The sequence below is a fragment of the Tepidisphaeraceae bacterium genome (assembly GCA_035998445.1).
GTDB lineage: Bacteria > Planctomycetota > Phycisphaerae > Tepidisphaerales > Tepidisphaeraceae > DASYHQ01.
Genome location: DASYHQ010000061.1, coordinates 262,881 through 288,981 on the forward strand (window position 1 = coordinate 262,881; position 26,101 = coordinate 288,981).

20 protein-coding genes are annotated in these 26,101 nt (G+C 63.3%); 8 read left to right on the forward strand and 12 right to left on the reverse strand.

The genetic code is table 11. The features are described 5' to 3' along the window. Nucleotides 1–20: 20 nt before the first annotated feature. Nucleotides 21–2,855: a DNA polymerase I gene (gene polA / locus VGN72_23510; GenBank protein HEV7302326.1), complete on the reverse strand. Its 2,835-nt coding sequence runs from the start codon at nt 2,853–2,855 to the stop codon at nt 21–23. A gap of 596 nt (nt 2,856–3,451) precedes the next feature. Between polA and VGN72_23515 the strand changes: the two genes are divergently transcribed. Continuing rightward, nucleotides 3,452–4,897, forward strand: a complete 1,446-nt coding sequence (locus VGN72_23515; protein ID HEV7302327.1) for a hypothetical protein — start codon at nt 3,452–3,454, stop codon at nt 4,895–4,897. A gap of 709 nt (nt 4,898–5,606) precedes the next feature. Here the strand turns inward: VGN72_23515 and VGN72_23520 are convergent. The 6 genes from VGN72_23520 to VGN72_23545 form a co-directional block, all read right to left on the reverse strand. After that, nucleotides 5,607–6,791 carry an ABC transporter permease gene (locus VGN72_23520; GenBank protein ID HEV7302328.1) on the reverse strand — a complete coding sequence of 395 codons (1,185 nt, stop codon included), beginning with the start codon at nt 6,789–6,791 and terminating at the stop codon, nt 5,607–5,609. 243 nt (nt 6,792–7,034) lie between these two features. After that, a complete protein-coding gene (locus VGN72_23525) occupies nt 7,035–8,063 on the reverse strand; it encodes a spermidine/putrescine ABC transporter substrate-binding protein (protein ID HEV7302329.1) in 1,029 nt (342 codons plus the stop codon). Nucleotides 8,064–8,224: 161 nt separating this feature from the next. Next, entirely contained in the window at nt 8,225–9,157 is a 933-nt protein-coding gene (locus VGN72_23530; GenBank protein ID HEV7302330.1) for an ABC transporter permease, read from the reverse strand. A 244-nt stretch (nt 9,158–9,401) separates the two neighbouring features. Then, a complete protein-coding gene (locus VGN72_23535) occupies nt 9,402–10,811 on the reverse strand; it encodes an aldehyde dehydrogenase family protein (GenBank protein HEV7302331.1) in 1,410 nt (469 codons plus the stop codon). Nucleotides 10,812–10,928: 117 nt separating this feature from the next. Continuing rightward, complete coding sequence (locus tag VGN72_23540) at nt 10,929–11,852, reverse strand: histone deacetylase (GenBank protein ID HEV7302332.1); 924 nt, start codon at nt 11,850–11,852, stop codon at nt 10,929–10,931. Further along, on the reverse strand, nt 11,849–12,712 hold the full coding sequence (locus VGN72_23545) for a hypothetical protein (protein HEV7302333.1): 864 nt from the start codon (nt 12,710–12,712) through the stop codon (nt 11,849–11,851). Before VGN72_23545 ends, VGN72_23540 begins: the two co-directional genes overlap by 4 nt. A 183-nt stretch (nt 12,713–12,895) precedes the next feature. Here VGN72_23545 and VGN72_23550 point away from each other — a divergent pair, with 183 nt between their 5' ends. The 6 genes from VGN72_23550 to VGN72_23575 all read left to right on the forward strand — a co-directional run bounded on the left by VGN72_23550 (nt 12,896) and on the right by VGN72_23575 (nt 20,212). Further along, nucleotides 12,896–14,518, forward strand: a complete 1,623-nt coding sequence (locus VGN72_23550) for a glycosyltransferase family 39 protein (GenBank protein HEV7302334.1) — start codon at nt 12,896–12,898, stop codon at nt 14,516–14,518. A 9-nt stretch (nt 14,519–14,527) separates the two neighbouring features. After that, nucleotides 14,528–15,883 carry an aminotransferase gene (locus VGN72_23555; protein ID HEV7302335.1) on the forward strand — a complete coding sequence of 452 codons (1,356 nt, stop codon included), beginning with the start codon at nt 14,528–14,530 and terminating at the stop codon, nt 15,881–15,883. A 293-nt stretch (nt 15,884–16,176) separates the two neighbouring features. Next, the gene (locus VGN72_23560; GenBank protein ID HEV7302336.1) at nt 16,177–17,223 is read left to right on the forward strand and encodes an LLM class flavin-dependent oxidoreductase; all 1,047 of its coding nucleotides are present in this window, start codon (nt 16,177–16,179) and stop codon (nt 17,221–17,223) included. 206 nt (nt 17,224–17,429) lie between these two features. Beyond that, the gene (locus VGN72_23565; protein HEV7302337.1) at nt 17,430–18,593 is read left to right on the forward strand and encodes a PatB family C-S lyase; all 1,164 of its coding nucleotides are present in this window, start codon (nt 17,430–17,432) and stop codon (nt 18,591–18,593) included. 380 nt (nt 18,594–18,973) lie between these two features. Beyond that, a complete protein-coding gene (locus VGN72_23570; protein HEV7302338.1) occupies nt 18,974–19,534 on the forward strand; it encodes a hypothetical protein in 561 nt (186 codons plus the stop codon). Nucleotides 19,535–19,759: 225 nt separating this feature from the next. Further along, nucleotides 19,760–20,212 (forward strand): hypothetical protein, encoded by a 453-nt coding sequence (locus VGN72_23575; protein ID HEV7302339.1) that lies wholly within the window; start codon nt 19,760–19,762, stop codon nt 20,210–20,212. Nucleotides 20,213–20,497: 285 nt separating this feature from the next. On the opposite strand, the gene VGN72_23580 is transcribed toward VGN72_23575, so the two are convergent. The 5 genes from VGN72_23580 to VGN72_23600 form a co-directional block, all read right to left on the reverse strand. Continuing rightward, a complete protein-coding gene (locus tag VGN72_23580) occupies nt 20,498–20,932 on the reverse strand; it encodes a cytochrome C oxidase subunit IV family protein (protein HEV7302340.1) in 435 nt (144 codons plus the stop codon). Then, the gene (locus VGN72_23585; GenBank protein ID HEV7302341.1) at nt 20,932–21,720 is read right to left on the reverse strand and encodes a cytochrome c oxidase subunit 3; all 789 of its coding nucleotides are present in this window, start codon (nt 21,718–21,720) and stop codon (nt 20,932–20,934) included. Before VGN72_23585 ends, VGN72_23580 begins: the two co-directional genes overlap by 1 nt. 129 nt (nt 21,721–21,849) lie before the next feature. Further along, entirely contained in the window at nt 21,850–23,553 is a 1,704-nt protein-coding gene (ctaD, locus tag VGN72_23590) for a cytochrome c oxidase subunit I (protein HEV7302342.1), read from the reverse strand. A 188-nt stretch (nt 23,554–23,741) separates the two neighbouring features. Continuing rightward, nucleotides 23,742–24,863, reverse strand: a complete 1,122-nt coding sequence (gene coxB, locus VGN72_23595) for a cytochrome c oxidase subunit II (protein ID HEV7302343.1) — start codon at nt 24,861–24,863, stop codon at nt 23,742–23,744. Nucleotides 24,864–25,052: 189 nt separating this feature from the next. After that, nucleotides 25,053–25,799: an SCO family protein gene (locus VGN72_23600; GenBank protein ID HEV7302344.1), complete on the reverse strand. Its 747-nt coding sequence runs from the start codon at nt 25,797–25,799 to the stop codon at nt 25,053–25,055. Between VGN72_23600 and VGN72_23605 the strand changes: the two genes are divergently transcribed. Further along, nucleotides 25,780–25,992 (forward strand): hypothetical protein, encoded by a 213-nt coding sequence (locus tag VGN72_23605; protein ID HEV7302345.1) that lies wholly within the window; start codon nt 25,780–25,782, stop codon nt 25,990–25,992. The genes VGN72_23600 and VGN72_23605 overlap by 20 nt on opposite strands. The last annotated feature ends 109 nt before the right edge of the window (nt 25,993–26,101 follow it).

The window sequence follows — 26,101 nt, forward strand, 5'->3', positions numbered from 1 at the left end:
ACGGGGGGCGGGCCGTGGTGCTACTTCACTTCCTGCCAGTTCTTGCCCCAGCCAACCTCAACCTTCAGCGGCACCCTTAGCGTCATTGCCTTGGTCATCTCGTCGCGCACGAGGGCGGCCTCGGCTTCCACGACGGCTTGGGGGGTTTCAAAGACGAGTTCGTCGTGGACCTGCAGCAGCATACGGCTGGCGCTCTTAGTGGCGGTCAGGCGTTGGTGGACGTGCAGCATGGCCAGCTTGATGAGGTCGGCGGCGCTGCCTTGGACGACGCTGTTGATCGCGGCGCGCTCGGCGTAGTTGCGCTGGGCGATCACGCCACTGGCGATGTCGGGGATCGGTCGCCGGCGGCCGCTGATCGTCTCGACGAAGCCCTTCTCGTGGGCCTCCGCGACGCATTTCTTGAAGAACTCGTTGATGCCCGGGAATCGCTTGTGATAAGCCGCGATCAGCTCACCGGCGGCCGAGACGCTGAGGCCTTCGATGCGCTGCGATAAGCCGAAGGCGGATACGCCGTAGATGATGCCGAAGTTGATCGTCTTGGCGTAGCCGCGCTGCTGGCGCGTCACCTCGGTCAGCGGAACGTTGAACACCTCGCTGGCGACGGCCTGGTGAATGTCCTCATCTTCGGCGAAGGCTTTCACCAAGCCCGGTTCACCCGTGAAGTGGGCGAGGATGCGCAGCTCGATCTGGCTGTAGTCGGCCGTAAGTAACACGTTGCGCGCCGCGTCGCCCGGGACGAACGCGCTGCGAATCCGCCGGCCTTCATCCGTGCGAATCGGGATGTTCTGCAAATTCGGGTCGCTGCTGCTCAGTCGGCCGGTGCCGGCGCCGGTTTGGTTGAAGTGGCTGTGGATGCGGCCGGTCGCGGGGCTGATGTACTCGGTGAGGTTGTCGAGGTACGTGTTCTTCAGCTTCACCATGCTGCGGTAGTCCAGAATCATACGCGGCACGGGGTGCTCGGTGGCCAGGCGTTCCAGCACCTGCACGTCGGTGCTGAAGCCGGTCTTGGTCTTCTTGCCGGTCTTCAGACCCAAGCGGTTGAAGAGCACGTCGGCCAACTGCTTGGGCGAGTCGGGGTTGAACTCGCCACCGGCCTCGGTGTAGATGCGCTCGCGCAGCTCGTCGATGCGCACGCCGAGCACCTCGCTTTGCTCCTTCAGCACGGCCGGGTCGACGGCGATGCCGTTGGTCTCCATCGTGGCCAGCACTTCGATCAGCGGCGTCTCGAGTTCGTCGCCGAGCTTTTTGATCGTCGGCAGTTGTTCCAGCCGGTTGTGCAGGAACTCGTACAACCGCCACGCGACGTCGGCGTCCTCGCTGGCGTAGCGGCTGATGGCGTTCAACTCGACGCAGTCCATCGTGCGCAGCGTCTTGCCCTTGCCCAGAAGTTCGACGGTCGCCACCTTCTTGATGTTCAGCAGGTCCAGCGCCAGGCGATCGATGCCGTACTGCATGCGGCTGCTGTCGATCAGGAACGCCGCGATCATCGTGTCGAGCTCGATGCCCCGAAAATCGATGCCCGCCTGCCGCATGACCATCAGGTCGTACTTCAGGTTGTGGCCGACCTTTTTGATCTGCTCGTTCTCCAAAATCGGCTTGACCGCTTCCAGCACGCGCTCGCGCGGCAGAATCGTGCAGCCGACCGGTCCCTTCACGGGAATGTAATAGCCCGTGGTCGCACGCCAGCTGAAGCTCATGCCGACGAGGTTGGAACGCATGGCGCCGAGGTCGTCGGTCTCGGTGTCGAACGCGAAGCGCGGCTGCTTGCTCAGTGCAGTGATGAAAGCGTCGAGCTTCTCTTCCGTATCGATCAGTTGATAGTCGCAACTGGCGCACGTCTCGGGCGCGTTGATGGGCGTGCCGTCTTCGTTGGCTTGCGGCGCGGATGTGTCGGGACCGAACAATCCGTCGGAGAACAGGTTGGGCGCTTGCGGCTTCGCGGAGGCCGCTGTCTGCTTCCCGCGTCCGCTCGTCTGCGAAGCCGCGAGCGGGGCATCGCCACCAATGCGTCGGATCAGGTTGTTGAAGCCCAGCGTCTGCAAATGCGTCGTTAGCGCGCTCTTGTTCAGTCCCTGAAATCGGCACGCCTCCGGGTCGAACTCCATCTCGACGTCATCCTTCAGCGTCACCAGCTGGCGCGAGATCGGCAGGCGGTCGGCGTACTTCTCGAAGTTTTCTCGCTGCTTGGGCTTTAGCTCGGCCAGGTGATTGAGGACGTTGTCGGCCGTCTTGTACTTCTTGATGAGCTCGAGCGCGGTCTTCGGGCCAACGCCGGGAATGCCGGGGACGTTGTCGGTGCTGTCGCCCATCAGGGTCTGAATCTCGACCGCCTCGTGCGGGCCAAAGCCGAGCTCGGCTTCCATGACGGCGGCGTCGATCACCTTGTCGCCGGCCATGTCGTACATCTTCACGCACGGGCCGACGAGCTGGCGCAGGTCCTTATCCTTGCTGACCAGGAACGTGTCGTAACCGGTCGTACACAGCCGCTTGGCCATGGTGGCGAGCAGGTCGTCGGCCTCGAAGCCGTTCTTGCCGAAAATGGGGATGCCGGCGTCGCGCACGATCTGGAGGATGCGCTCTTCCTGCGGGCCGAAGTCGTCGGGGCGTTTGTTTCGGTTGGCCTTGTATTCCGGGAAGATCTCCTTGCGGAAGACGTGCTCGTCGCCGCCCTGGTCGATCACCATGGCCAGGTAGTCGGGCTTTCGGTGTTCGATGAGGTTCAGCAGCCACTGCGTGAAGACGAACGTGCCCTTGGTGGGCTCGCCGGTGGGGCTGGTCAAATCGCGGAACGGCGCGAAGTAGGCGCGGTAGATCTGGGCGTGACCGTCGATGATGTAGAAGGATTTGTTTGGCATCCGTGCGACGAATCTTAGGGGCAGCAGACGCGAACGTCGATTTATGAGACGGAGGATCACACGCGAGCAGTCGAAGGAATGCCCCAAGGGTGTGACGCCGTATCCCATGCGTGGGACGGAGCATCCCATGCATGGGACGGAGCATCCGATGCATGGGACAGAGCATCCCATGCATGGGACGGAGCATCCCATGCATGGGACAGAGCATCCGATGCATGGGATGGAGCATCCCATGAGGGTTATTTGCCACCAGGATCATGCGAAGTGGCGAAAACGCCCTGAAAACGCCTTCGCCCCGCAATGCGTCCGGTAACGCAGTTCAGGCCGGGTGCCACGAGTCGGCGTACTCGCAGACCTGTGTCTTCCTTTGTCCGCCGCCGTGGTGAAAACACAGGTCTCGGGGTACCGCGACCCGTGGCACCCATGCGAGGATCGCATCCAGTTTACGAACGCCCGATAACGTCAATCTGTAGCGGTGGCTTACAGTTTTCTTGACCCGCGCGCGAGCGGGTCGGTACACTTGTCCGATGCGATAGGCGGAATCGTTCTAGCCCCGCTTTCCTGCTTCGATAACTGCACCGACGGAGGCCTCACCTATGCCCCCCATTTCCCCGCAAGGTTCGCGCGGCGGTCTGATTACGGCCGTGGTCATCTTCGCGATCCTGTTCGTCACCTCGACGATCTTCGCGTTCATCTACAGTGCCCGGGCGACCCGCTCGGAAGAGGATCTGCGCAGCTTCCGGCTGCGGTACAACGGCATCGTGGCCGAGTCGAACCTGCAGGGCCCGGAGATTGAAGCCCTCAAGGCCGCCAAGGATGCCCCTGCCAGTGGGTTTGGCCCGAACGACACCGCCCTCACGGTCGCGCTCGGTCAGACGCGACAGGTGGCGACGCTGCTGAGCGGCAAGCCCGATGTGACCGCGGCCACCGCCACGGCCCGGCAGGCGCTGAACAGCGCGAAGGACAAGCTGAAGGGCGTGCAGGGCGTGACGATCGGCAACGATCTGGCGAGCGCGGTTTCGACGCTGGCCGATGCGATCGTCGCCCGTGAAGGGCAGATCGCCCAGCTGACGACGCAGCGCGACGCGACCGCCGCCGAGGTGACGGCCGCCAAGCAGCAGCAGGAGGCCATGGTCGCCGCCAACGCGACGGCCGTGCAGGAAGCCCGCGACCAGGCCGCCGCCACCGCCGCCGCGGCTCAGACCGATCGCAGCAGCAAGGATGAGCAGGTCGCTCAGATCGAGGCCGAACGTGAGGCCGAACGCACCCGCGCCGCTGCCAACACCGAAGCCCTCAACACGCAGATCGCCGAGCGCGACAGCACGGTGAAGAACCTGCAGAGCGAGCTGAAGCGCATCCGCGATCGCATCGCGCTGCTCCGCGGCAACGTGACGAATGCGGTCATCGGCCAAGCCGATGGCACGATCATCCGCCTGCCGGGCAACAACATCGCCTACATCGGCCTTGGCGCCGGCGACCAGATCGCCCCGGGCCTGACCTTCGAGGTGTACGACAAGTCCGAAGGCGTGCCGATCCCCAGCGCCGAGTCCAACGACCTGCCCCAGGGCAAGGCGTCGCTTGAGGTGTTGCGCGTCGGGTCGACCAGCAGCGAGTGCCGCATCACCCGCACCACGCCCGGCGAACAGCTGACCGAGGGCGACCTGATCGCCAACCTCGTCTACGACCGCAACACCCGCTACGCGTTCTACATCTACGGCAACTTCGACCTCGACCAGAACGGCGTCTCGACCCCCGGCGACGCCAACGTCATCAAGCAGCTCATCACCCAGTGGGGCGGCCGCGTGGGTGACCAGATCAACGTGAACACCGACTTCGTCGTGATCGGCGCCGAGCCGGTCGTGCCGAACTTCACCGAAGAGGAACGGGCCGACCCCGTGAACCAGAAGAAATACGAGGACGCCCAGGCCGAGCTGAACACGTTCCAGGAAATCCTGAACCGTGCCGGCGAGCTGAACATCCCCGTGCTGAACCAGAACCGCTTCCTGTACTACGTGGGCTACTACGACCAGGCCCGCCGGTAACGGTTAGGTTGGACAACTTGAAGTAAGACGAGCCTCGCCCAATCTGGGCGAGGCTCGTTCATTTTACCTTTACGGCGACCCCCGCAACCGCCGCGTCGCGTGGCACCCTCTTCTGTAGGACAGGCATTCCTGCCTGTCTCTCAGGGCGTCCTCCTCTCCCCCCGTATTCCTTCTTCTGCGGGACGAGCATTCGTGCCTGTGTCGCTTCCGTCTTTTGCCTTTGGGTGGGGCATCGTTCTCGTCAACCACGTTGCGGAGCCGCGACAACGAAGAGGAAGAGACGCGAAGGCGCGAAGACGCGAAGACGCGAAGGAGGCGCGAAGGGTGTTGCGCCGGTTCCGCGTGAACGGCGCAGCGCGGGCGTAGAGATGGATAGCGTGCTCTTTGACAACTGAATAGCCGACGTCGCGCGGGGCGCCCCGCTCAATCGCATCCACTTGATGGTGCATAATGGTGCATAATGGTGCACGGTTTCGCGTTCTGCCTTACCCAAACCGCCGTCGCCACAACTGGTTGCGGAATCTCCTTCGCGTCTTGCTTCGCGCCTTCGCGTCTTCGCGTCTCTTCTTCGTCGACGAAACCGCACTATTCGCGCAAGGAGAGACCGACAAGAATGTCCGTCCTACCGGGAGAAGAAAATACGGGGGGAGAGACAGGCAGGAATGCCTGTCCTACAGAAGAGCGGCGGGTGAGCGTGGGTGGCCCGCGATCAGGTCGTCGCGTCTTTGCGGCTGGTCCACCAGAAGACGACGATGAACATCAGCAGCAGGGTCATTCCGAGGGCGGCACCGAAGGGGGCGTTGCGGGCTTGGCCGAACTGGTTCTGGATGATGTTGCCGATCATCTGCACGCGCCGGCCACCCATGAGGTCCTGAATCGCGAACATGCCGATGGCGGGGATGAAGACCAGCAGACAGCCGGCGACAATGCCGGGCTGGGTGAGGGGGATGATGACGTGGCCGAACGCCCGCGCGGGGCTGGCGCCGAGGTCGAACGCGGCCTCGACGAGGGCGTTGTCCATCTTCTCGACGCTGCCGTAGATCGGCAGAATCATGAACGGCAGGTAGGAGTAAACCAGCCCGATCATGATCGCGACCGGTGTGTACAGCAAATCGAACTGCCCCTCGGCGGTGATGTAGGGCGCATCCCGATAGCTGAGCCACTTGGCTAAAAATTCGAACTGCACGAGCTTTGCCAGCAGGAACGAGACGCCTGCGAAGTCGACGAAGCTGTTGAGCAGGCCTTCCCTCTTCAGAATGGTGATCCACGCGTAGGTGCGGATGAGGAAGCTCGTCCAGAAGGGGACCATCACCAGCATCAGCAGGCGGTTGCGGTTGGCCTCGCTCGCCCGGCCGATGAAGTAGGCGACGGGGTAACCGGCGATCACGCAGATGATCGTGGTGTACGCCGCGTACTTCACGCTGCGCCAGAGGATCTTGAGGTAATTGCCCCCTTCGACGAGGTCGACCGAGCGGTCGAACCCGACGAAGAACGCGATGACGCCGCCCCAGATCAACCCGCGCCAGATCGCCCGCGATTCCGGTCCGACGCGACCGGTGCGGTGCCACCAGAGCAGCGCGATCGCCAGTCCGATCGCCGCCCCGCAGATGGCCCATCCCGCCGAGCGGGTGAAGACTTGGAGGTAAGCGGGGTCGAAGACGCGCAGGTAGTTGTCGAACGCGGTGATCTCACCGGTCTTCTCGTCGCGCCACTCGAACTCAGCCTGGCCGAGTGCGTCGCGCTGCCCGAAGCTGTAGGCGAGCAGGATCGCCGTCGGCGCGATCACGAACAGCGCCAGCCAAAGCAGCAGCGGCGCCATCAGGAGCCAGCCGAACAGGCCGGGACGCCGATGGGCGGTGGGCGTGGCAAGCGTCGTGGGGACGGTGGGGGTCATGGGGCGGTGCGGCGAGGAGCTTACCTGGATGCTGCCGTGCGCAAGATGTCCTCCCGATGGGAGCCTTGGCGACCTGAGGGATCTCGATTGGCCTGACGATTCGCGGCTGACCGAGATCCCTCCCGTCGCCTGAGGCTCCGCTCGGGATGACAATGGAAGGGATTCTGTGGTCGTTCGAAATCACCCTCACCCAGCCTCTCCCGGCGTACCGGGAGAGGGGCAGGATCTGCGATCGACTTCCGATCAGCCACCGCTGCGCACGTCGGTGACGAGCTCGTCGATCAGCGTCGCGCCATCGCCGATCTCGCGGAAGGTGGAGAGCTTGGCCTCCTTCGGGTAGCTGGCGGCGTTATTGCGCTGCTCGTCGCTCAGCAGTTTGCGCGCCTCGGTGTTGGGGTTGGTGTAGGGGAAGTCGTCGCTGATCAGCTTGCTGACCTCGGGACGCAGGATGTAGTTCATGAACAGCATCGCGTTCTCCTTGTGCGGCGCGCCCTTGGGGATGGCGAGGCTGTCGATGAACTGGTGGGCGCCCTCTTCCGGCAGGATGTACTTGTACTTGGCCGGGTCTTCCTGGATCAGCAGCGCTGCCTCACCGCTCCAGACGACGCCGAGGTCCACGTCGCCGTTGAGCATGGCGGTCTTCGGGCTGTCGCTGTCGAACACCTTGATCAGCTTCACCCACTCGGCCAGCGTCGGCTTCACACCGGCCAGCACCTCGGGGGTGATGTTGTTGATGTCCTTGCCTTGCGCCGCCAGCACCCACGTCACCATCTCGCGGCCGTCGTCCAGCGCCACGATGCGGCCTTTGTACTTGTCCTGGAAGACGTCGGTCATCCCCTTGATCTCGTCGGTCATCTTCTCGGTGTTCACCACGATGCCGACCGTGCCCGCCATCCATGGCACCGTGAATTTCTGCTCGGGATCGTGCGGCAGGTTCTTGTACGCCTTGTCGATGTTCTTGATGTTCGGCACCTTCGACCAGTCGATCGGTTCCAGCTTGTCCAACTTCACCAGCGACTCGATCGTGTACTCCGACGGCTGAATGAGGTCGTACTGCGTGGCGCCGGCCAACAGCTTGGCCAGCATTTCCTCGTTGCTGGCGTAGGTCTCGTAATTCACCTTGATGCCGGTCTCCTTGGTGAACCCGTCGATCACGCCCTGCGGCACGTACTCGGACCAGGCGTACAGGTTGAGTTCCTTGCTCTGCGCACCGGCGATCCCGGTGGACATGAACACAAGCCCGGCAGCCAACAGTTTTATGAAACGCTTCATCTGACCTCCTTATGAGATAATGACCAATGACCAAATCCGAATGACCAATGAATGACCAAGCACCAATGACCATGTCGCTCACGTTGACTCCTAGGGTCGCATTGGTCATTGAACATTGATTGGTCATTCGGGTTTGGTCATTCGTCATTCCTTTTATCACACTATCGCTTCCACCGCCGAGCATATTCTGCGCCCAGAACCAGCACCACCGTGGCGACGACGAAGATCGTGCTGATCGCGTTCAGCGACGGGTCGAGCCCCTTGCGTACGCGCCCGTACACCACGATCGGCAGCGTTTGCGAGTCGGCGGAGTAGACGAAGTAGGTGACGATCAACTCGTCCAGGCTCAGCGTAAAGCTCATGAGCGCCCCGCTGATGATCGCCGGTAGCAGGTAGGGCACCATCACCTTGAAGAACGCCTTGGTGGGCGTGGCGCCCAGGTCCAGTGCCGCCTCTTCCAGCGCCGGGTCGACGCCGGCCAGACGGGCCTGGATCGCGATCAGCACGAACGGGAAGCAGAACGTCACGTGCGCGATGATGATCGTCGTGTATCCCAGCGACATCGGGTTGCCGTCGAAGCCGATCTGCCCCAGCAGCACGTTGCTGTGGCGGTTGACCAGCGCGAACAGCAGCAGCAGGCTGATGCCCATAATGATCTCGGGAATGATCATCGGGACGAAGATCAGCGTGTTGACCGCCCGCATGAACGGGTACTTGTAGCGGTACAGCAGCCAACCCCCGAGCGTGCCAAGGATGACCGAGATGACGGTCGTGATCGCCGCCACGATAATGCTGTTGTTCATCGCGCCGATCAACGGCGGCGCCGGCATGAGCGCCGCGGGCGCAGCGCCAATTCCGATCTTGGCGAGCGTGGTCTGCCAGACCCATTTCGTAGCCGTCCCGTACCATTCGAGGCCCAGGTCGCCGTACCACTTCCAGGTGAAGCCTTCCCACTTCACGTTCAATCGCGAATCGTTGAACGAGAAGACGACCAGCAGGACGATCGGCAGGTACAGGAAAATAAGGATCAGCAGCGTCCAACTGCCGAGCAGCAGGTTGACGAGCCGCATTCCGGAGGGCAATCGGACGGTCATAGCATGACGATCACACGCGAGGCGGACTGGTTCGCCCGAGTGTAGCGGCAGCGGTGGGCGGAGGGCAATGTTTTGTTTAGCGGGATTGCCTCAGCGGAAACGAGCGGCTCTGGTCCCCTCTCCCGGTACGCCGGGAGAGGGTTAGGGTGAGGGTGATTCTGAACTGCTGACGACGCCGGAAGATTAAAGGCACCCTCACCTAGCCTCTCCCGGCGTACCGGGAGAGGGACCGGATCGACATTCTTTACCTTTCAAACCCGTCCTTCCCCAACTGCACCACCTGCTCGTCGGTCGTGAACCGCACAAACCCACGGCCACCGGGGCGACCGTTGCCGGAATCGCGCAGGCCGCCGAAGGGGAGCGTGGAGGGGGAGAACGTCGTCGGCAGGTTCGCGTAGACGTTGCCGACGGCGAGCCCGTCGGCCATGCGGTCGAACGTCGCCCGGCTGCGCGTGAAGACGGATGCCGTCAGCCCGAAGGGCGTCAGATCGTGAAGGGCCAGCATCGCTGCTTCATCCGCGGCCGCCACGAGCGTGATGATCGGCGCAAAGGCTTCCTCCGCGAACAACGCCGGCTGCTCGGCGGCCAAGCCGTCGGGCAAATGCAGAAGGGCGGCGTTCACGTAGTGCCCCCGCTTGCCATTCACGCTCGACGGCATGGCCGGCGGGATGATCCACTGGCCATCCGCCTCGGCGGACGTCATTCGCTCGTAACGATCGACCGCCGCCTGACTCACCAATGGTCCCAGATTCGTCGCTTCATCCAGTGGATCACCCGGCACGAACTTCTTCAGCGACTGCCGCAACCGCTCGATCAACCCGTCGCTCACACGCCGATCAACGATCACCCGGCTCGTCGCGTTGCAGCGTTGGCCGGCGGTCAGACAGGCGGCCTCCGCGATCGCGTCGGCGGCCTTTTGTAGGTCGGCATCCGCGCAGACGATGGCGGCGTTCTTCCCGCCCAGTTCCAGGGCAACATCCTTCGACAGATCGCCCGCCAGCAGCGTCGCCAATTGCCGGCCGACGGGGACCGATCCCGTAAACGCCACCGACCGCACCGCCGGGTGCGTGCAGAGCGCCTTGCCTTCCTCACCGCCTCCTTGCACGAGGTTGAACACGCCTGCGGGGAAGATGCCGGCCATGACGCGCCCGTACCGCGCGCAGACGTTGGCCGCCAAGGGCGAGGGCTTGAAGATGACCGGGTTGCCTGCGATCAGGTGGGCCAGGATCTGCCCGTGCGGCAGGTGGATCGGAAAGTTAAATGGCCCCACGACCACCGCCGGCCCGCGCGGCCGCCGCCGGACGATCGCAGGGTGCAGATTTTGGGGCGAATCGTCCGCTAGCAGCCGCTGGGCGTCGTCGATCGTGAGATCGAACTTCGCGATGACGGCACCGATCTCACCCGTCGCCTCGCGCAACGGCTTACCGGTCTCCAGCGCGATACCGTCGGCCAAGTGCTGCTTGTCCTGCTCGATCGCGGCCTGCGCCTGCTTGAACATCGCTACGCGGTCGCCAAGCGGCGTCGCGGCCCAACCGCGCGACGCGTTCACGGCCGCCTCGATCGCGGGCTCGGTTGGGTCGCTGTGGACTTCGGGCAACTCAATCGACAGATCGCCCGGTGATCGATTGCGCCATGATGTGACGGTGTTTCCCATAACCTATCCTATGCCGCGCGCCGCACAACTATCCCCGTACCACGGCGTCCCGCCCGTGTCTCTCTTCGTCTCCATAGCGAGGGAACGGGCGAGCCGCCCGTGGTACGGCGGAACCGTTCAACTGTACACCGACACCGCCGCCTCGAACGTGTTTGTGTGAACCTTCACCACCTGCATCACGTCGCTCGTGTAGCCGCCGGCGAGCACCCAGGCGATTGGGATGGAGTGCGACCGCGCGAACTCGAACACCTTCCTGTCCCGCGCCAGCAGATCATCGTGCGTCAGGGCCAGTGGCGAGAACGGGTCCTCGCGATACGGGTCGGCGCCGGCCTGGTAGATCAGCACGTCCGGCTTGCCGCGCGACAGCATCAGAGGCAGGACAGTGTCGAGCGTCGCAGCGAGCGTCGCGCCATCACAGCCAGCGGGCAAGGAGATGGACCGGTGGTTCTCGCCGTCCTCATGCCGGCGAACAGAGACGTCGCGGTAGGCGGTGTTGTCCCAGTAATCGTTGCCATAAATCGACCACGCGAACACGTACGGGCGGGTGCGCGCCAACTGCGCCGTGCCGTTGCCGTAGTGCAGGTCGCAGTCCAGTATCGCCGCGGTGCGGATTGTGCCCTCGGCCCGCAGGCGGTCGAGCGCGATGATGAGCCCGTTGAACGTGCAGAACCCCTCGCCCTGGCTCGCGTGGCTGTGGTGAAACCCACTGACGAGCCCGGCGGCCACACCCTCGTCGATCGCCGCCTTCGCCGCGGCGTAGCACCCGCCACTGGTGAGCAAGACCGACTCGTACAACTGCGGGCTCCACGGAAATTTCTGGCTCTCCGCCAGCGCCCGCGGCTCGCCGGTGCGGACGGCGTCGACGTACGCCCGTTCATGCACCCGCAGCACGTCCGCCTCGCTCACCGGCTTCGGCTCGATCAGCCGCACGCGCGGCTCGCCCCGCAACGCGTCGGCAATCAGGCCAAACTTACGGATCGGCATAATGTGCTGTCCAATCGGGGCGGCGTATCCGGGATGGTAGAAGGTGCTGATCGTCATCGTGAGTCCGTGGGTAGCACCAGGGCAATCGGCACGTCATCGGATGGCAGCGTGGCCAATTGATCGTACACCGCCGCCATGTCTTGGGGGCGGAAGTCGGCGTCGTACATGCGGTATAGCGAGGTGATGATGCGGCGGACGGTCGCTGCGACGATCGTGTCGTCGGCTTCGTGCCCCACTCGTCGCACGACCAGCGACATGGGCAGCGGCCGCACGACGTCAGCGTCGATCGCGGCGGCATCACGGAAGTCTGGCTGATGGTAGTCGATGGCCGCGGGGTCAATCTTGCGAAACCCCGCCTTCTCGTATGCGATCAATCGTGACATCTTCGCCGGGTCGATTGGATCCGGATGCTCCATCTCGGCCACCAGGATGGTCGGCACCGGCGTCGAGATGCCTGCCGCGGCCGCGCATTCTGCTGCGGTGGCCAGCGGCCAGGTCCGCATCCATCCCGCGAGCCCGCTGCCCCGGTGCGCCGGCGCGATTAGCACGTGCGACAGGTGCACGACAAACATTGGCGGCGCCGGGCTGGGCGACAGAATCGCCGTGTGGTCGCGCACGCCTACGAATCGGCCCTCAGCCTCGCGAGCGAGGATCATCTCGTAGCACGTTTGGATGCCGCCCTGCATCGGCACGGGGTTCCTTGCCAACCGTTTCTCGATGACCGCGCGGGTCTCCATCTCACCTAGCTGGCCGAATTGCGTCCATAACGCGTCGTAACCCGTTGCGAGCAATGGGTCGCCGGCGCGCGAGATCCGGCGAACGTCGAGCGTGCGGGGATCAAAGGTTCTGGCGCGCCGTTCGCCTGGGGCTAGATCAGCCAGCCGAACGGGCGGAATTTGCTGTTGGTCGTTTGACATGAGAGCGCCGCTCCATCCGTCGACCCCGCACGTGCCGTGTGCCGGGCATGATGGCAGGCCCAATCATACCCGCCGCGTTCGAAATGCGTGTGCAGCGCGCGACACGTTCCGGTAAGCTCCCCGTCGCCACGCGGGGGTCGTTGGTATGGCACCACGACACGACGGGCAACACGGGTCGCCTTCATGAGTCAACCATTGCTCGCAGCTACCTGTGCCTCTACGCAGAAGTGGGCACGGTGGGAGTACCTCGTCGTCGCCATCCTCATGCTAACGGGGCTGGGTCTGCGCGCATACCAATTGGACACCAAGGGGTTCTGGGGGGACGAAGCGTGGACGATGATGGTTTCGACCGGGCGTGGCGCGACTTTTACCGAACTGCCGCTCAATCAGTTGTTGTACCCCGCGCCCAATCCCACGACACTGTCGCCGGACGTGCCGTTCTATGCCGCCTGGACGAACACGTCGTTCGACGTCCACCCGCCACTTTACGCGGTAATTGTGAGGTTATGGCGAGCCGCGGTTGGCGAGTCGGACGTGGCCGTCCGTCTTCTGTCGGTCGTGACCTCCACCCTTGCGGTCGGGCTGATCTACGCCGTCGGCCGGCGTGCGCTATCTCCAATGGTCGGACTATGGGCGGCGACTCTGATGGCGTTCGGGCCGCAGCAGGTGTTTTACGCGCAACAGGCGCGGAGCTACGGACTTGCCACCGCACTGTCGTTGGCCGCGATGTTAGCCGTCCTGAAGTTCCTCCAGGATGGCGCGACTTGGCCCAGGCGTGCCGCGATCATCGTATTGAGTTGCGCGATGGTGTTGACGCATTACTTCACGGCCGGCCTGGCGGCGGCGCTCTGCGGGTACGCGTGGTGGTCCCGTGCCGACCAACGCCGTCGCCGTGATGCCGCGTTCTGCCTCATCGGAGGCCTTCTTCTGGCGGCCGTCAGTTGGCTGCCGTTCGCGATCGACCAGCGCATCGAGGCGGGTGGAATCGGTGGCTGGCTCGACGATTCTGGCCCGGGCCGCGCGGGCCGTCTCTTCGGCGCCCTCGTCGCGGCTCCGGTCTCCTTGCTTGGCGAGGCCTTCCTCAATCCACTGGCTGCAGACGTCGTCTTCACAGGTGTCACGATCACGTTGCCGTTGATATTCATCAGACGCCATCGCGGGCTGCTGCTGCCTTACCTCGGGTTAGTCCTGTGTCTCGCGCAACCGCTCGTGCTGGATGCGATGCAATCGACTCGGACGTTGCGGGAGGTGCGGTACGTGCTGCTGGCCATGCCGAGCCTTTGCCTTGTGCTGGCGTCGTTCGCGCAGGTCCTCCACGGCCCGCTCCGCCATGCCGTGCCTGCGCTCGCGCTGGTGTTCAGCCTGTTCGGCCTGTTCGCGGGCGACGCATACCGAAAGCGCTACGGGGACTGGCGTGAACTGGCTACGCCTCTCGCCGCCGCCGGGAACGACGGCCGGGTATTGGCAGTCGCAGGGCATCATGGAGAGTCCGCCACAATTCACAACGATCCGCGGTACATGTACCTCTGCGTCGAACGCTACCTGCCGCCCGGTCGACCCGTCGTCCTGCTGAATGATCGCGCCAGCGACGAGACGCTGAAGCAGTTGAGGCAACATGGCGACATCTGGCTCATCAGCGCGATGGAGATTGACCTAGAGCAGGTTCTGCCCGGGTCGAGACTGGTTGATCCACGCCCCCATGCGTTCGAGTTCCCGCTGGGGACAACGCTGGTTGTCACCTTCGATCCACCGACCACCGCACCCACCGTCTCAGAGAGTTCTGTCGGCACGAAGACGGCGCGGTAGAATGAAAGTATGGACCGCACCCAACTCGACAACCTCCGCGCGTCGGACCGGAAGTTTCACCTGCACCCGTTCACGCACCACGCCGACATGCACAAGGCTGGCACGCAGGTGGTCACCGGGTCCAGCGGCGTGTACGTGACCGATCAGGACGACCGCCAGTTGCTTGACGGGCTGGCGGGCCTGTGGTGCGTGAACGTCGGATACGGGCGCAAGGAGATCGCCGAGGCGGTCTACAAGCAGATGCTGGACGTGCCGTACTACCCGTCGTTCTTCAACACGACTACCGAGCCGGCCGTGAAGCTGGCCGAGAAGCTGGCGGCGATCGCGCCGAAACGCATCAAGCGCAGCATCTTCTGCAACAGTGGATCCGAAGCCAACGAGTCGGCGGTAAAACTGGTGCGCGGCTACTGGAAGCTGAAGGGAAAGCCGGGCAAGTACAAGATCCTGACGCGCACCTACGCCTACCACGGCGTGGGTGTGGCCACGACCAGCATGACCGGCCTGCCCAGCTGCTATGCGCCATTCGACCTACCGCTGGAAGGGGGCATGTTCGTCCACGTGCCGGGCCCGCATCATTACGAGGCAAAGACGGACCTCGATCCGATCGCCTACGGCCAATGGTGCGTGGACGAGACCCGGCGGATCATCGACCAGCAGGGTGCCGACACGGTTGGCGCGATTTTCGTCGAACCGATCCAAGGCGCCGGCGGGGTGATTGTGCCGCCAGATGGCTACCTGAAATCGCTGCGCGAACTGGCGCGCGAGAAGGACGTGCTGTTCGTCGCCGACGAGGTCATCACCGGCTTCGGCCGACTGGGCGACTGGCTGGCGTCGAACCTGTGGGACCTGGATCCCGACCTCATCAGCGTCGCCAAGGGCCTGACCAGTGGCTACCTTCCGTTGGGCGCGACGATGGTGAGCGACGAGATGGTCGACGTGCTGAACACCGGTGGCTATCTCGCTCACGGTTTCACCTACAGCGGTCACCCGACACCCTGCGCCGCGGGGCTGGCGAACCTGGCGATCATCGAGAACGAACGGCTCGTCGAGCGCGTGCGCGACAATGTCGGCCCGTACTTTCAGCAGAAGTTGCGCGCGTTCGCGAGCCATCCTGCGGTCGGGGAGGTGCGCGGATATCAGCTGATCGGCGCAATCGAGTTGTTACCGGCGTCGCGCCAGAAGGCCGACCGCGTCGCGACCAGCCCGCTTGGCATCAAGGCGGCGGCCATCGCGCGAAAGCATGGCGTGATCGTCCGCGGCATTCGTGACCTCATCGCGATAAGCCCCCCGTTGACGATCACGCATGCCGAGCTCGATTTCCTGTTCGAAGTGGTCGGGAAGACGCTCGACGAACTGTGGGCCTGAAGGCTGGCGGACAAACCGCTGCGTTGATCCGAGAGGTGTCATCCCGATGGGAGGCTTGCCGACCTGAGGGACCTCCCCTTGCCGAGAACCGTTTGTGGTTCGAGATCCCTCAGGTCTCCTTAGGCTCCCTTCGGGATGACAAGCGCGCGAGGCGACAGAGTTTGTCCGCTAGCCTTAAAGCTGAAGGGTCTGGATTTGCATCGGCCGGCGTGGTTGCTTGAGCGAACACGCCGGCCGTTGTCTGCGCCTATCGTTAGATGTTCGGCCCGCGTCGAACAATAGGAGTCGCACCGATGAGCCCGCAATCGCCCGTTCGCTATTCTCTGCTTGATCTTGCACCGATTATCCCCGGCAGCACGGCGGCGGTGTCATTCCGCAATTCGGTCGACCTAGCGCAGCACGCCGAGCGACTGGGTTACCACCGTTTCTGGCTGGCCGAGCACCACAACATTGCAGGCATCGCCAGTGCGGCCACATCAGTGGTCATCGGTCATGTCGCCGGCGCTACGAGTCACATTCGCGTGGGGGCGGGTGGCATCATGTTGCCGAACCATGCGCCGCTGGTGATCGCTGAACAGTTCGGCACGCTGGAGTCGATGTACTCGGGGCGGATCGATCTCGGCTTAGGTCGAGCCCCCGGTGGTGACGGCCGTACGGCCCGCGCCCTCCGGCGGAACCTTGGCAGCAGTGGAGACACGTTCCCGCAAGACCTGGCCGAGCTGCGATCTTACTTCCGCCCGGCCGAGCCGGGGCAGGCGGTGCGGGCGGTGCCGGGCGAGGGGTTGAACGTGCCGATCTACCTGCTGGGCTCGAGCGATTTCAGCGCCAGGTTAGCGGCCATCGAAGGGTTGCCGTTCGCGTTTGCGTCGCACTTTGCGCCCGATTACCTCGCGATCGCGCTCGACCTGTACCGCGGGAACTTTCGGCCAAGCGATCAGCTAGATCGCCCGCATGCGATGGTCGGCGTGAACGTGTTCGCGGCCGACACCGACCGCGAAGCCGTTCGGCTCTTTACAACGTTACAGCAGACGTTCCTGAGCCTCGTCCGCGGCATGCCGCGCGGGCTGGCGGCGCCGGTCGATTCGATGGAAGGCCGCTGGCATCCGGAGGAGGCGGCCCACGTACATCGCATGACGCGATACTCGGTCGTCGGTTCACCGCAGAGCGTCCGCCAGCAGTTGCAGCAGGTGCTCGACGACACTACCGCCGATGAATTGGTTCTGACGGCTCAAATTTACGATCACGACGCGCGGAAGCGCTCGTTCGAGATCGCCGCCGGGGCGTTCGATGAGATCAACCGCGAGCGGGCATCGAGCGAACTGCAGACGGCGGGGGGATGATACCATCGAGCGGCCGGGAAGGTGTGACGATCGACGAATACCCCACGGTTGTCATCCCGATGCGAAGCTTGCCGACCTGAGGGATCTCGCAAGGCCAAGAACCGTCCGTCATTCGAGATCCCTCAGGTCGCTACCGCTCCCGTCGGGATGACATTCACGCGATGATCGAGTAACCATTCTTCTTTACGTTCGCTTCGAAAGGCCCCATGCCCTCCGTGCAATTCCAGATCGACCAGACCGCCTTGCGACATCCCGACAGCTTCAAGTGGACGAAGTACCCGCAGGACGTGCTGCCGTTGTGGGTGGCGGACATGGATTTCCCGGTCGCGCCGTCGATCATCACGGCCATCACCGATCGCCTGCGACACGGCATTGGCTACCACCAGCTCTACGGCGATCCGGAACTCACGGGCCTGCTGCGCGCAAAGCTAGAGAAGGACGGCTTGGTTGGCCTGCCCGAGAAGGGTTGGATGGGTTACCTCGTCGGCGTCGTGCAGGGGTTGTACGTCGCGGTGACCGGGCTCACACGCGCGGGCGACGACGTCATCACGATGACGCCGATCTATCCGCCGTTCATGTCGGCGATCACCGATCACGGTCGTAATGCACGGCTGGTAGCGTTGGCGGAATTGCCCGAGGGTTGGACGATCGACTGGCCCGCGATGGAGGCGGCGGTCACACCGGCGACGCGATTGCTGATGCTCTGTCACCCGCACAATCCGACCGGGCGCGTCTGGACGCGCGACGAGCTGGCGCGGCTCGCCGACTTCGCGGATCGGCACAGGTTGTGGGTGGTGTCGGACGAGCTGCACGCCGACCTCACGCTCAGCGGTGAGTACGTGCCGTTCGTCGCCGTTGCGCCGCCGGCGGTGCAGGCGCGCACCGTCACTCTGATCGGCCCGTGCAAGGCGTACAACACCGCAGGGCTGGGCATCGGGGCGATGGTCAGCCACAACCCGCAGTTGATCGCGCGACTGAAGAAGGCGGGCGCGGGGTTGATGGGGCATCCCGGTGTGCCGAACGTAACGATGTGGAAGGCGGCGCTGCGGGACGACGGCATCTGGCTGGCCGAAGTGCTCGACTACCTGCGAGGGAACACCGACCTGATCGCGGCGTTCGTCCGCGACCGCCTGCCGGGCGTTCGCTACGTGCCACCGCAGGCGACGTACCTCGCCTGGCTCGACTTTCGGAATCACCCGCGCGCCGGCGACATCCACAAGTACCTGCTGGAGACCGCAAAGGTCGCGTTGAACGACGGCCCGGCGTTTGGCCCCGGTTACCAAGGCTTCGTCCGCCTGAACTTCGCCACCAGCAAGGCGATCTTATCCGAAGCGCTGGAGCGCATCGCCGCGGCCGACGTGGCGCGGTAGAACATATTGTCGACTGTCCCATTGTCCACGGGAGTCGTGATTGCCACCGGACGAACACGGTGACGTATCACCCGTGGCACCCACCCAATGGAGCCGATGCGGGCTACGCTGCACTGCAGCGAGCGCATCTAAGCCGCGATCTTCAGCGCAACTATCGTAAGCCCATTAAACAGGTCCGCGCCTCGCGCGAGCTTCATGCAGGTCGCGAGTCTGTCCGATAACCGCTCGCCAGCTCGCGTCCCACCTTTCGCACGGCGCAGGCGTTACAGACCACGCAACGCGGGGCCTCTCCGCGAGATTTTTGAGCACAGTTATCCGATTTGCAGTTGAATCGCATTGTATCTCTCTCTTCGAACGCTTTTCTAAGAAAGGGAAAAAGCATGCAATGTGGTAAAGGGTTAGTGGCCGCCGTGTTCGCCGTTGGCTCGCTTGTGGCGAGCGCCGATCAAGCGGATGCGGGGTTGCTGTTGGGGACCGCGTCGGGCAACGACCACAAGGCGGACGTCGTCGGCGTCATCACTGCGTATAACGCGGCGAACACGACATCGCTGTCGACCGACATCTCGCTGTTCAAGAAGACCGACGATAACTCGACGTTCGTCTTTAACGCGAGCAACGGCTTCACGTTCTACGATAGCCAAGTGGGGGGCAATCAGATCTCGACCGAAAACGGTCTGACGAACACGACGACCGCGTGGTTCACGTACACCGGTCCCGCATCGGTGTCGTACTACTCCCTGAAGGCGTCGGGTAATTTTTCCGTCTACTCTTACGATGCGGGGGTGCGTAACTTGCTCCAGGTGCCGGACACCAAGTTGAAGGACATCTCGCACGCCAGCTTCTGGACCACGCCCACCGCGGTCCCGGAACCGGCAGGTATCGCGACGATGGCGGTGCTTGGGTCCATCGCGTTGGTGCGACGCCGCCGGGCTAACGCCTAAGGGGTAGGAGACCGTCTGGCTTGTGAAATGAAACCTTGCCACTGATGTGGCAAGGCCAGGCTGGACGGTTGGGGGGATCGAATCTGTAGTAATTGGCCTCGGCCGTCGCGCAATGCGTGACGGCCGAGGCTTTTTTTGAGCCGCTGCCGACAGCGGGCGGGGCCGTCAGTGGTTGAAAATCGGGGCTTGTCCTGGCGCGAGTTTCGTCCAACAATTCAGGCGATCATGCATCGCGATCCGCAACCCATCCAGTTGGACGACGCGACCGCGTCACTGCCCGCCGCCGACGTTCGACCACGCATGGCCGAGCCGCTACCGGTGCGGCTGGTGGCGATCAACGACGTGCAATTGCCGGCGCCTGCGGGCGTCGAGGTAAAGCTGGACGCGTTCTACGAGGGGATCTTCCGGTTCGCGCGCTCGGCGGACCTGCACGAGCTCGTCTACCACGCCGACAACTTCGACCTGCGGTTCACCGTGCTCGACCGGCCGGTGCCGCATGCCAGCATTCGCCCGACCGGCATCGAAGTGCCCCTGCTGGCCGACATCACCCAACGGCTAACCGAGGCCGAGATCGAGTACACGGTCCAACGCGGCATCTTCCCCGGCTTGGAAAGCCTGCTGCTGCTGGACCCGGCTGGGAACTGGATCGAAGTGACAGATCAGCGGGCGGTGGGATAGATGGAGGGGAAGGGAACATCCCAGGCCCTAGAGCACTTTTATTTCATTCGTAGCGGGCCAAGACACTGTCATCCCGAACCCAGCGGTAGCGACCTGAGGGATCGGTATGAAGATAGCGCTCGTCCCGTCGAGATGGGTCAGGTCGCTACCGCTCCCATCGGGATGACAACGTGTCCTGCGCTCGCTACTGATGAACTGAAAAAGCGCTAAACGCCTCAACGAAATCGGCTGGCCACATTGGCCAGCCGACTAAGTTTATCTGCATTTGAACCGCGGGCGGGGCAGTTAGTGGTGCTCGGCGGTGCCTGAGCGTGGGCCAAGGTTCTGGGCCTCGCCGACCTCGTTGATGCGTTTCTCGCCGTCCTCGAGGCCAAGATGGGCGGGGGTGTAGCTCTCGCCGATCGGGCTTTCCCAGCCGGGCATCCAGCCGCGGGTGAGGTACTCGTGGCCGGTGCCGATGATCAGGATGCCCAGCCAGAGGAAGCTGGCGCCGACGAAGACCCACGTCAGCTTGCTGGCATCCTTCACGTGCATGAACCAGAGCAGTACGACCAGCGCCTTCACCGTGGCGATCAGCATCGCCAGCGAAATGTTGGCGCCGGTGAAGACGTGTTCGAGGTCGATGTCGGCCGCGAGGACGGTGGCCAGCAGCAGCACCATCAGCACGAACCAGACGACGATGTACGTCCCGACGGAAGATACGTGTTTGTGCGCTTGCATTAGCGGATCAGGTAAAGGAGCGGGAACAGGAAAATCCAGACGATGTCGACGAAGTGCCAGTACAGCCCGAGCATTTCGGGGAAGTTGGTCTTCTCGATGGCGAATCCGAAGAACTTGGCGCGGACGACGAGCCAGAGCATGACGCCGACGCCGATCACCATGTGAATGGCGTGGATCATCGTCATCATGAAGTAGAAGAAGAAGAAGATCCGCACGTGGTTCTGGTGGATCGCCGTGATGCTCTCGGGGGTCGTGAACCCTCTGATGTTGAGCCGCATTGCCTCGGCGATCCAACCGTGCTCACCGAAGGGGTTCCAAGCCGTCGCGAGCGGGACGAGGCCGAGGTGCCACTCGTGCGTGTACTCCAGCGACAGCTTTAGCGCCACGAACGCGGTGCCGAGGATGGCGGTCAGGAACAACCAATTGACGCAGGCGTTGCGGCGGCCCTGGTGGGCGGCCCGCACGCTCATGGCGGCGGTGAAGCTGCTGCACAGCAGCACGCCGGTATTGGCAAAGCCCACCCACTTGTTCAGAAAGTGGCTGCCGATCATGAACCCGTCGAAGAATTCGCCACGGTAAATGACGTACGCGCAGAAGATGCCACCGAAGAAGAGCACTTCGGTCGCCAGGAAGGCCCACATGCCCAGGGTCGTGGCATCGTACTGCTGGACGGCGTCGTCGAACTGGTGGGCATGGTCGTGCCCGTGATCCGCCGGCGCCGCCGCGTGCGCGGGCGTGCCGTGCTCGGTGAACGGGGTGGTGGAATGTGTCGCTGCTGAGTGTGCCACGCTAGGTTGCTCCGTGTCTTCAGTTGCGGATTGCGGAATGCGGATTGTGAAATCCCCACTGTGCAACCCGGCCATTCAATGCCTAAGTCTTAAATCCGCAATCCGAACTCCGCAATCCGCATTCCTGCTTTAATGATGTCCCTTGTTCTCCGGCCGGGGGAGGCCCAGCTTATCGGCGCGGATGTCGTCGTAGGCGTAGGCCTCCTGCGTCACGATCGGCGTCTCGTCGAAGTTGAACGTGGGCGGGGGGCTGGTCGTCTGCCATTCCAAACCGGCGGCGCCCCATGGGTTCGGGCCGGCGACCTTGCCGTCCCACAGGCTCTTCACCAGGTAGAACAGCGGCAACGCAAACCCGACCGCCAGGATGCTGGCGCCAGCCGACGACAGCACGTTCAACAACTGGAACTCGTCGGGATAGGCCGCGTAACGGCGCGGCATGCCGAGGTAGCCCAGCAGGAACTGCGGGAAGAAGGTCAGGTTGAAGCCCATGAACACCAAAACGGCCGAGATCTTGCTCCAGACGTCGTTGTACATGCGCCCGGTCATCTTCGGCCACCAGAAGTGGATGCCTGCCAGGTACGCCGTCACCATGCCACCGACCATCACGTAGTGGAAGTGGGCGATGACGAAGTAGGTGTCGTGCAGGTGGATGTCCATGCCCATCGCGGCCAAGAACAGCCCGGTCAGCCCACCGATGAGGAATAGGCCGATGAACGCCAGCGCGTACAGCATGGGGGTGTCGAGCGAGATCGACCCCTTATACATCGTTGCGATCCAGTTGAAGATCTTGATGGCGGTGGGGACGGCAATCAGGAACGACAGCAGCGAGAAGACCATGCCGCCGTACGTGCTGATGCCGGTGATGAACATATGGTGGCCCCACACCAAGAAGCCAATCAGGGCAATCGCCAGCGAGCTGAACGCGATGAATGAGTATCCGAACACCTTCTTACGGCTAAAGGCGGTGATGACCTCGCTGATCACACCGAAGCCGGGCAATATCATGATGTACACGGCCGGGTGGCTGTAGAACCAGAACAAGTGCTGGAACAGCACCGGGTCGCCACCCATGCGGGGATCGAAGATACCGATACCAGCAAGGCGCTCGGCGAGCACCAGCAGCATCGCGATCGCAAGCACCGGGGTGCCCAGGATCATGATGAGGGCCGTCGCGTAATTCGACCAGACGAACAGCGGCATGCGGAACCAGGTCATGCCCGGGGCGCGCATCGTGTGGACGGTGACGATGAAGTTCAACCCGGTAAAGATCGAGCTGAAGCCGGCGATGAAGATCGCGCAGATCGCCAGCACGACGTTCGTGTTCGAGAACGTGCTGGAGTAGGGGGTGTAGAAGGTCCAACCGGTATCCACGCCACCCATCGCGAAGACGACGATCGCCATCGCGCCGGCGATCGCGTACAGGTACCAGCTGAGCAGGTTGATGCGGGGAAAGGCCAGGTCGCGGGCGCCGATCATGATCGGCAGCAGGAAGTTTCCGAGCACCGCCGGCACGGACGGCACGAGGAAGAAGAAGATCATCGCCACACCGTGAGCCGTGAACAACTTGTTGTAGTTGTCCGGCTCGAACATGTCGGCCTTGGGCGTCGCCAGTTCGAGGCGCATCAGCGTCGCCGCCAGACCACCGATCGCGAAGAAGAACGTGATCGAGATCAGGTAGAGGATGCCGATGCGCTTGTGGTCGACCGTCAGCAGCCAGCTGCTGATGCTGTGCCCGTTGCTGAGGTAGTTGTCGGCCGGGATCGTGTGTTCACCGGGAGTCGACGCGTCTTCCGGGGGGCGGTCGAAGGCGGGATCAAAGGGAACGGTCGTCATGGTTTCACTCGTTTACGGCTATTCAGATCAGCTTCTCAGATCAGCTTCGGGCGTCAATCGAGTCCCGGTCATAAGGGCGATCGCCCTCAGAAGGGCAATTGCTCGGGCACCGGACGAAGATTCGAAGCGATTTTCTTGCTCGGTCGTCTTCAATTGTTCATTTCGTCGGTCACGGTGCCTTCATGGACTTAGGGCTGCGTGGTCGGCCGGGTCGTTGCGGAACCGAACGGGACGATGCCGTCGTCGACGTGCATCACGCTTTCGCGCGGTCCCGAGGCGGCCGCGGGATCGGGGACGATCGCGCCTTGCGGCATGGGTGCGGCATCGACCGGCCGGCCTTCCGGGCGGCTGCTGTTCGTGTCGTTCAGCGACTTCACGTACGCGATCAGTTGGTTCACCTGATCTTCAGTAAGAATGCCCTGATAGGTCGGCATGAGCGGGGGGTAGCCCTCGACCAGCTCGGCCTGCGGGTTCAGGATCGCCCGGCGGACGTAGTCCTCGTCGGCGAAGACCTCGACGGTCTTACCGCCACGAACCACACGACGCGGGGTGCCGTAGATGTTCGCCAGCGTCGGCGCTTGCTGCCCGTGGCAGGTGATGCAGCTGAACTGTTCGAACAGCTTTGCACCGGCCAGGTGCGGGGCCTCGTCGGCGACGCTGTTGGTCAGCCAGGCGGCGTATTCCTGCTCGCCCATTACGACCAGCCGACCGACCATGCCCGAGTGCAACGTGCCGCAGTATTCGGTGCAGAACAGGTAGTACGTTCCGGCCTCGGTCGGCGTGAACCACATCTCGGTGTAACGGCCGGGCACCACGTCGTGCTTGGCGCGGAACGCCGGCAGCGCGAACGAGTGGATCACGTCCTCGGACGTCATGCGCAGCTTCACCGGTCGGCCCAGCGGCACGTGCAGCTCGTTCTTCTCGCGCTTGCCGGTCGGATGCTGCACGTTCCACATCCACTGCTTGCCCGTGACCGCGATTTCCATCGCGTTCTGCGGGATGTTGCTCATGCGGACGAAGAGCTTGGCGCCCCAGAAGAACATCACCAGTGCGATCAGCAGCGGGATGAACGTCCAGGTGAGCTCCAGCACCATGTTGGTCGGCAGCTGCTCCGGGTACTCGTCGACGTGCTTCCGTCGGTACTTGATGACGAAGAAGATCAGCAGGCCGAAGATCAGCACGGTGAAGAACAGGCTGACGGCCGTCAGGAAGAAGTACAGCGCGTCCATCTCCGGCGCGAAGTTCGAGGCCTGCTTGGGGAAGAGGCGGAACGGTTCGATCTTCTCGAATTGGGCGAGCACGCTCATCATCGCAGTTTCTTCTTCAGGTCTTGGACAACTCTGTTCGTCATGCCCGACGCGCCGTCGAAGCAACGCTTCGCTTGCGGGCCGGGCGCCAACGTTCCCCGTCGCGACGAACCGTCGGTCGACGACGCGTTGGCTTACGTCTCATCTCCCACCGGCCGGACCGTTCCGGCCACTCATGCGCTGGCTGCTGCCCTACGAATGCCCCGCGCCCACCGTCGGTGGGGGAAGTGCCCGTCGGTCGCGCATCAACATGATCGTCATAAAGATCGCCAACGCCAGCACGGTCAGGATGCCGCCCAGCTTTAACGCGTTCATGATGACGAACCCGTACTTGCCGGTCGTCGGGTCGTAATGGAAGCAGTACAGCAAAACCGCGTCGACCAGGCCACCGACCTTGTTCTTGTTGGCCGTCGTGATCGCCAGCCGCAGGTCGGTCGGCGAGTAGTCGATGCCGTAGAAGTACTGCGACAGCCGGCCATCGGTCGTGGTGACCATGATGCCGCTGGCGTGGATGTATTCCTTGCGCGCCTCGTCGTAGCGATACTTGAAGCCGACGGTCTGGGCGACGCGCGTGATGTTTTCCTGCGTGCCGGTCAGGAAGTGCCAGCCCGCCGGCGTGCCGCGCTCGCCGTACGCCTTCATGTAAGTGCGCTTCTTCTTGGCCGCGACCTCGGGCGATTCGTTCGGATTGATGCTGACGGCGATCACGTCGAACTCTTGACCAATCGTGTGGGTCGTGATGCCGTTCATCGTCCGCAGCAGGTCGTTGAGGACCATGTTGCAGAGCATCGGGCACTCGTAATAGACCATCACAAGCACTGCCGGCCGCTTGCCGTACAGGTCACCGAGCTTAACCGTCTGGCCGTAGTCGTCGGTGAAGACGGCGTCCATCGGCAGCTGGGCGTTCAGGTTCTGCTCGATGCCAATGTCCTTCAACATCGGCGAGACGTTCAGCTCGGCGGTCGACCGCCCGGGCACGCCCGGGGGCGGCAACTGGGCCAGCGCCGGCGCGGCGCAGAGCATCATTCCCGACAAGGCTGCGGCCAGCAGCGTCGAGCGGGTACGGCAAGATGTTCTGTACAACCAGTTCATAAGCTCGTTCGAGGCACTCGGCCCCGCCGTTTGGTGTTAGTCGGTCGAAGGGACGTCGTGGGGCAGGGCAGTTAACCCTTGCCCGGTCCCGATCGTACGCGTCAAGCGACCTATCGAACACCAATCAGCGGCACTTTCACCGCTTTCAC

Excerpts from the sequence above, each read along its gene's own strand:
- polA (HEV7302326.1), bottom strand. The coding sequence starts at position 2,855 with ATGCCAAACAAATCCTTCTACATCATCGACGGTCACGCCCAGATCTAC.
- VGN72_23515 (HEV7302327.1), top strand. The coding sequence starts at position 3,452 with ATGCCCCCCATTTCCCCGCAAGGTTCGCGCGGCGGTCTGATTACGGCC.
- VGN72_23520 (HEV7302328.1), bottom strand. The coding sequence starts at position 6,791 with ATGACCCCCACCGTCCCCACGACGCTTGCCACGCCCACCGCCCATCGG.
- VGN72_23525 (HEV7302329.1), bottom strand. The coding sequence starts at position 8,063 with ATGAAGCGTTTCATAAAACTGTTGGCTGCCGGGCTTGTGTTCATGTCC.
- VGN72_23530 (HEV7302330.1), bottom strand. The coding sequence starts at position 9,157 with ATGACCGTCCGATTGCCCTCCGGAATGCGGCTCGTCAACCTGCTGCTC.
- VGN72_23535 (HEV7302331.1), bottom strand. The coding sequence starts at position 10,811 with ATGGGAAACACCGTCACATCATGGCGCAATCGATCACCGGGCGATCTG.
- VGN72_23540 (HEV7302332.1), bottom strand. The coding sequence starts at position 11,852 with ATGACGATCAGCACCTTCTACCATCCCGGATACGCCGCCCCGATTGGA.
- VGN72_23545 (HEV7302333.1), bottom strand. The coding sequence starts at position 12,712 with ATGTCAAACGACCAACAGCAAATTCCGCCCGTTCGGCTGGCTGATCTA.
- VGN72_23550 (HEV7302334.1), top strand. The coding sequence starts at position 12,896 with ATGAGTCAACCATTGCTCGCAGCTACCTGTGCCTCTACGCAGAAGTGG.
- VGN72_23555 (HEV7302335.1), top strand. The coding sequence starts at position 14,528 with ATGGACCGCACCCAACTCGACAACCTCCGCGCGTCGGACCGGAAGTTT.
- VGN72_23560 (HEV7302336.1), top strand. The coding sequence starts at position 16,177 with ATGAGCCCGCAATCGCCCGTTCGCTATTCTCTGCTTGATCTTGCACCG.
- VGN72_23565 (HEV7302337.1), top strand. The coding sequence starts at position 17,430 with ATGCCCTCCGTGCAATTCCAGATCGACCAGACCGCCTTGCGACATCCC.
- VGN72_23570 (HEV7302338.1), top strand. The coding sequence starts at position 18,974 with ATGCAATGTGGTAAAGGGTTAGTGGCCGCCGTGTTCGCCGTTGGCTCG.
- VGN72_23575 (HEV7302339.1), top strand. The coding sequence starts at position 19,760 with ATGCATCGCGATCCGCAACCCATCCAGTTGGACGACGCGACCGCGTCA.
- VGN72_23580 (HEV7302340.1), bottom strand. The coding sequence starts at position 20,932 with ATGCAAGCGCACAAACACGTATCTTCCGTCGGGACGTACATCGTCGTC.
- ctaD (HEV7302342.1), bottom strand. The coding sequence starts at position 23,553 with ATGACGACCGTTCCCTTTGATCCCGCCTTCGACCGCCCCCCGGAAGAC.
- coxB (HEV7302343.1), bottom strand. The coding sequence starts at position 24,863 with ATGATGAGCGTGCTCGCCCAATTCGAGAAGATCGAACCGTTCCGCCTC.
- VGN72_23605 (HEV7302345.1), top strand. The coding sequence starts at position 25,780 with ATGCCAATGTCCTTCAACATCGGCGAGACGTTCAGCTCGGCGGTCGAC.
- VGN72_23600 (HEV7302344.1), bottom strand. The coding sequence starts at position 25,799 with ATGTTGAAGGACATTGGCATCGAGCAGAACCTGAACGCCCAGCTGCCG.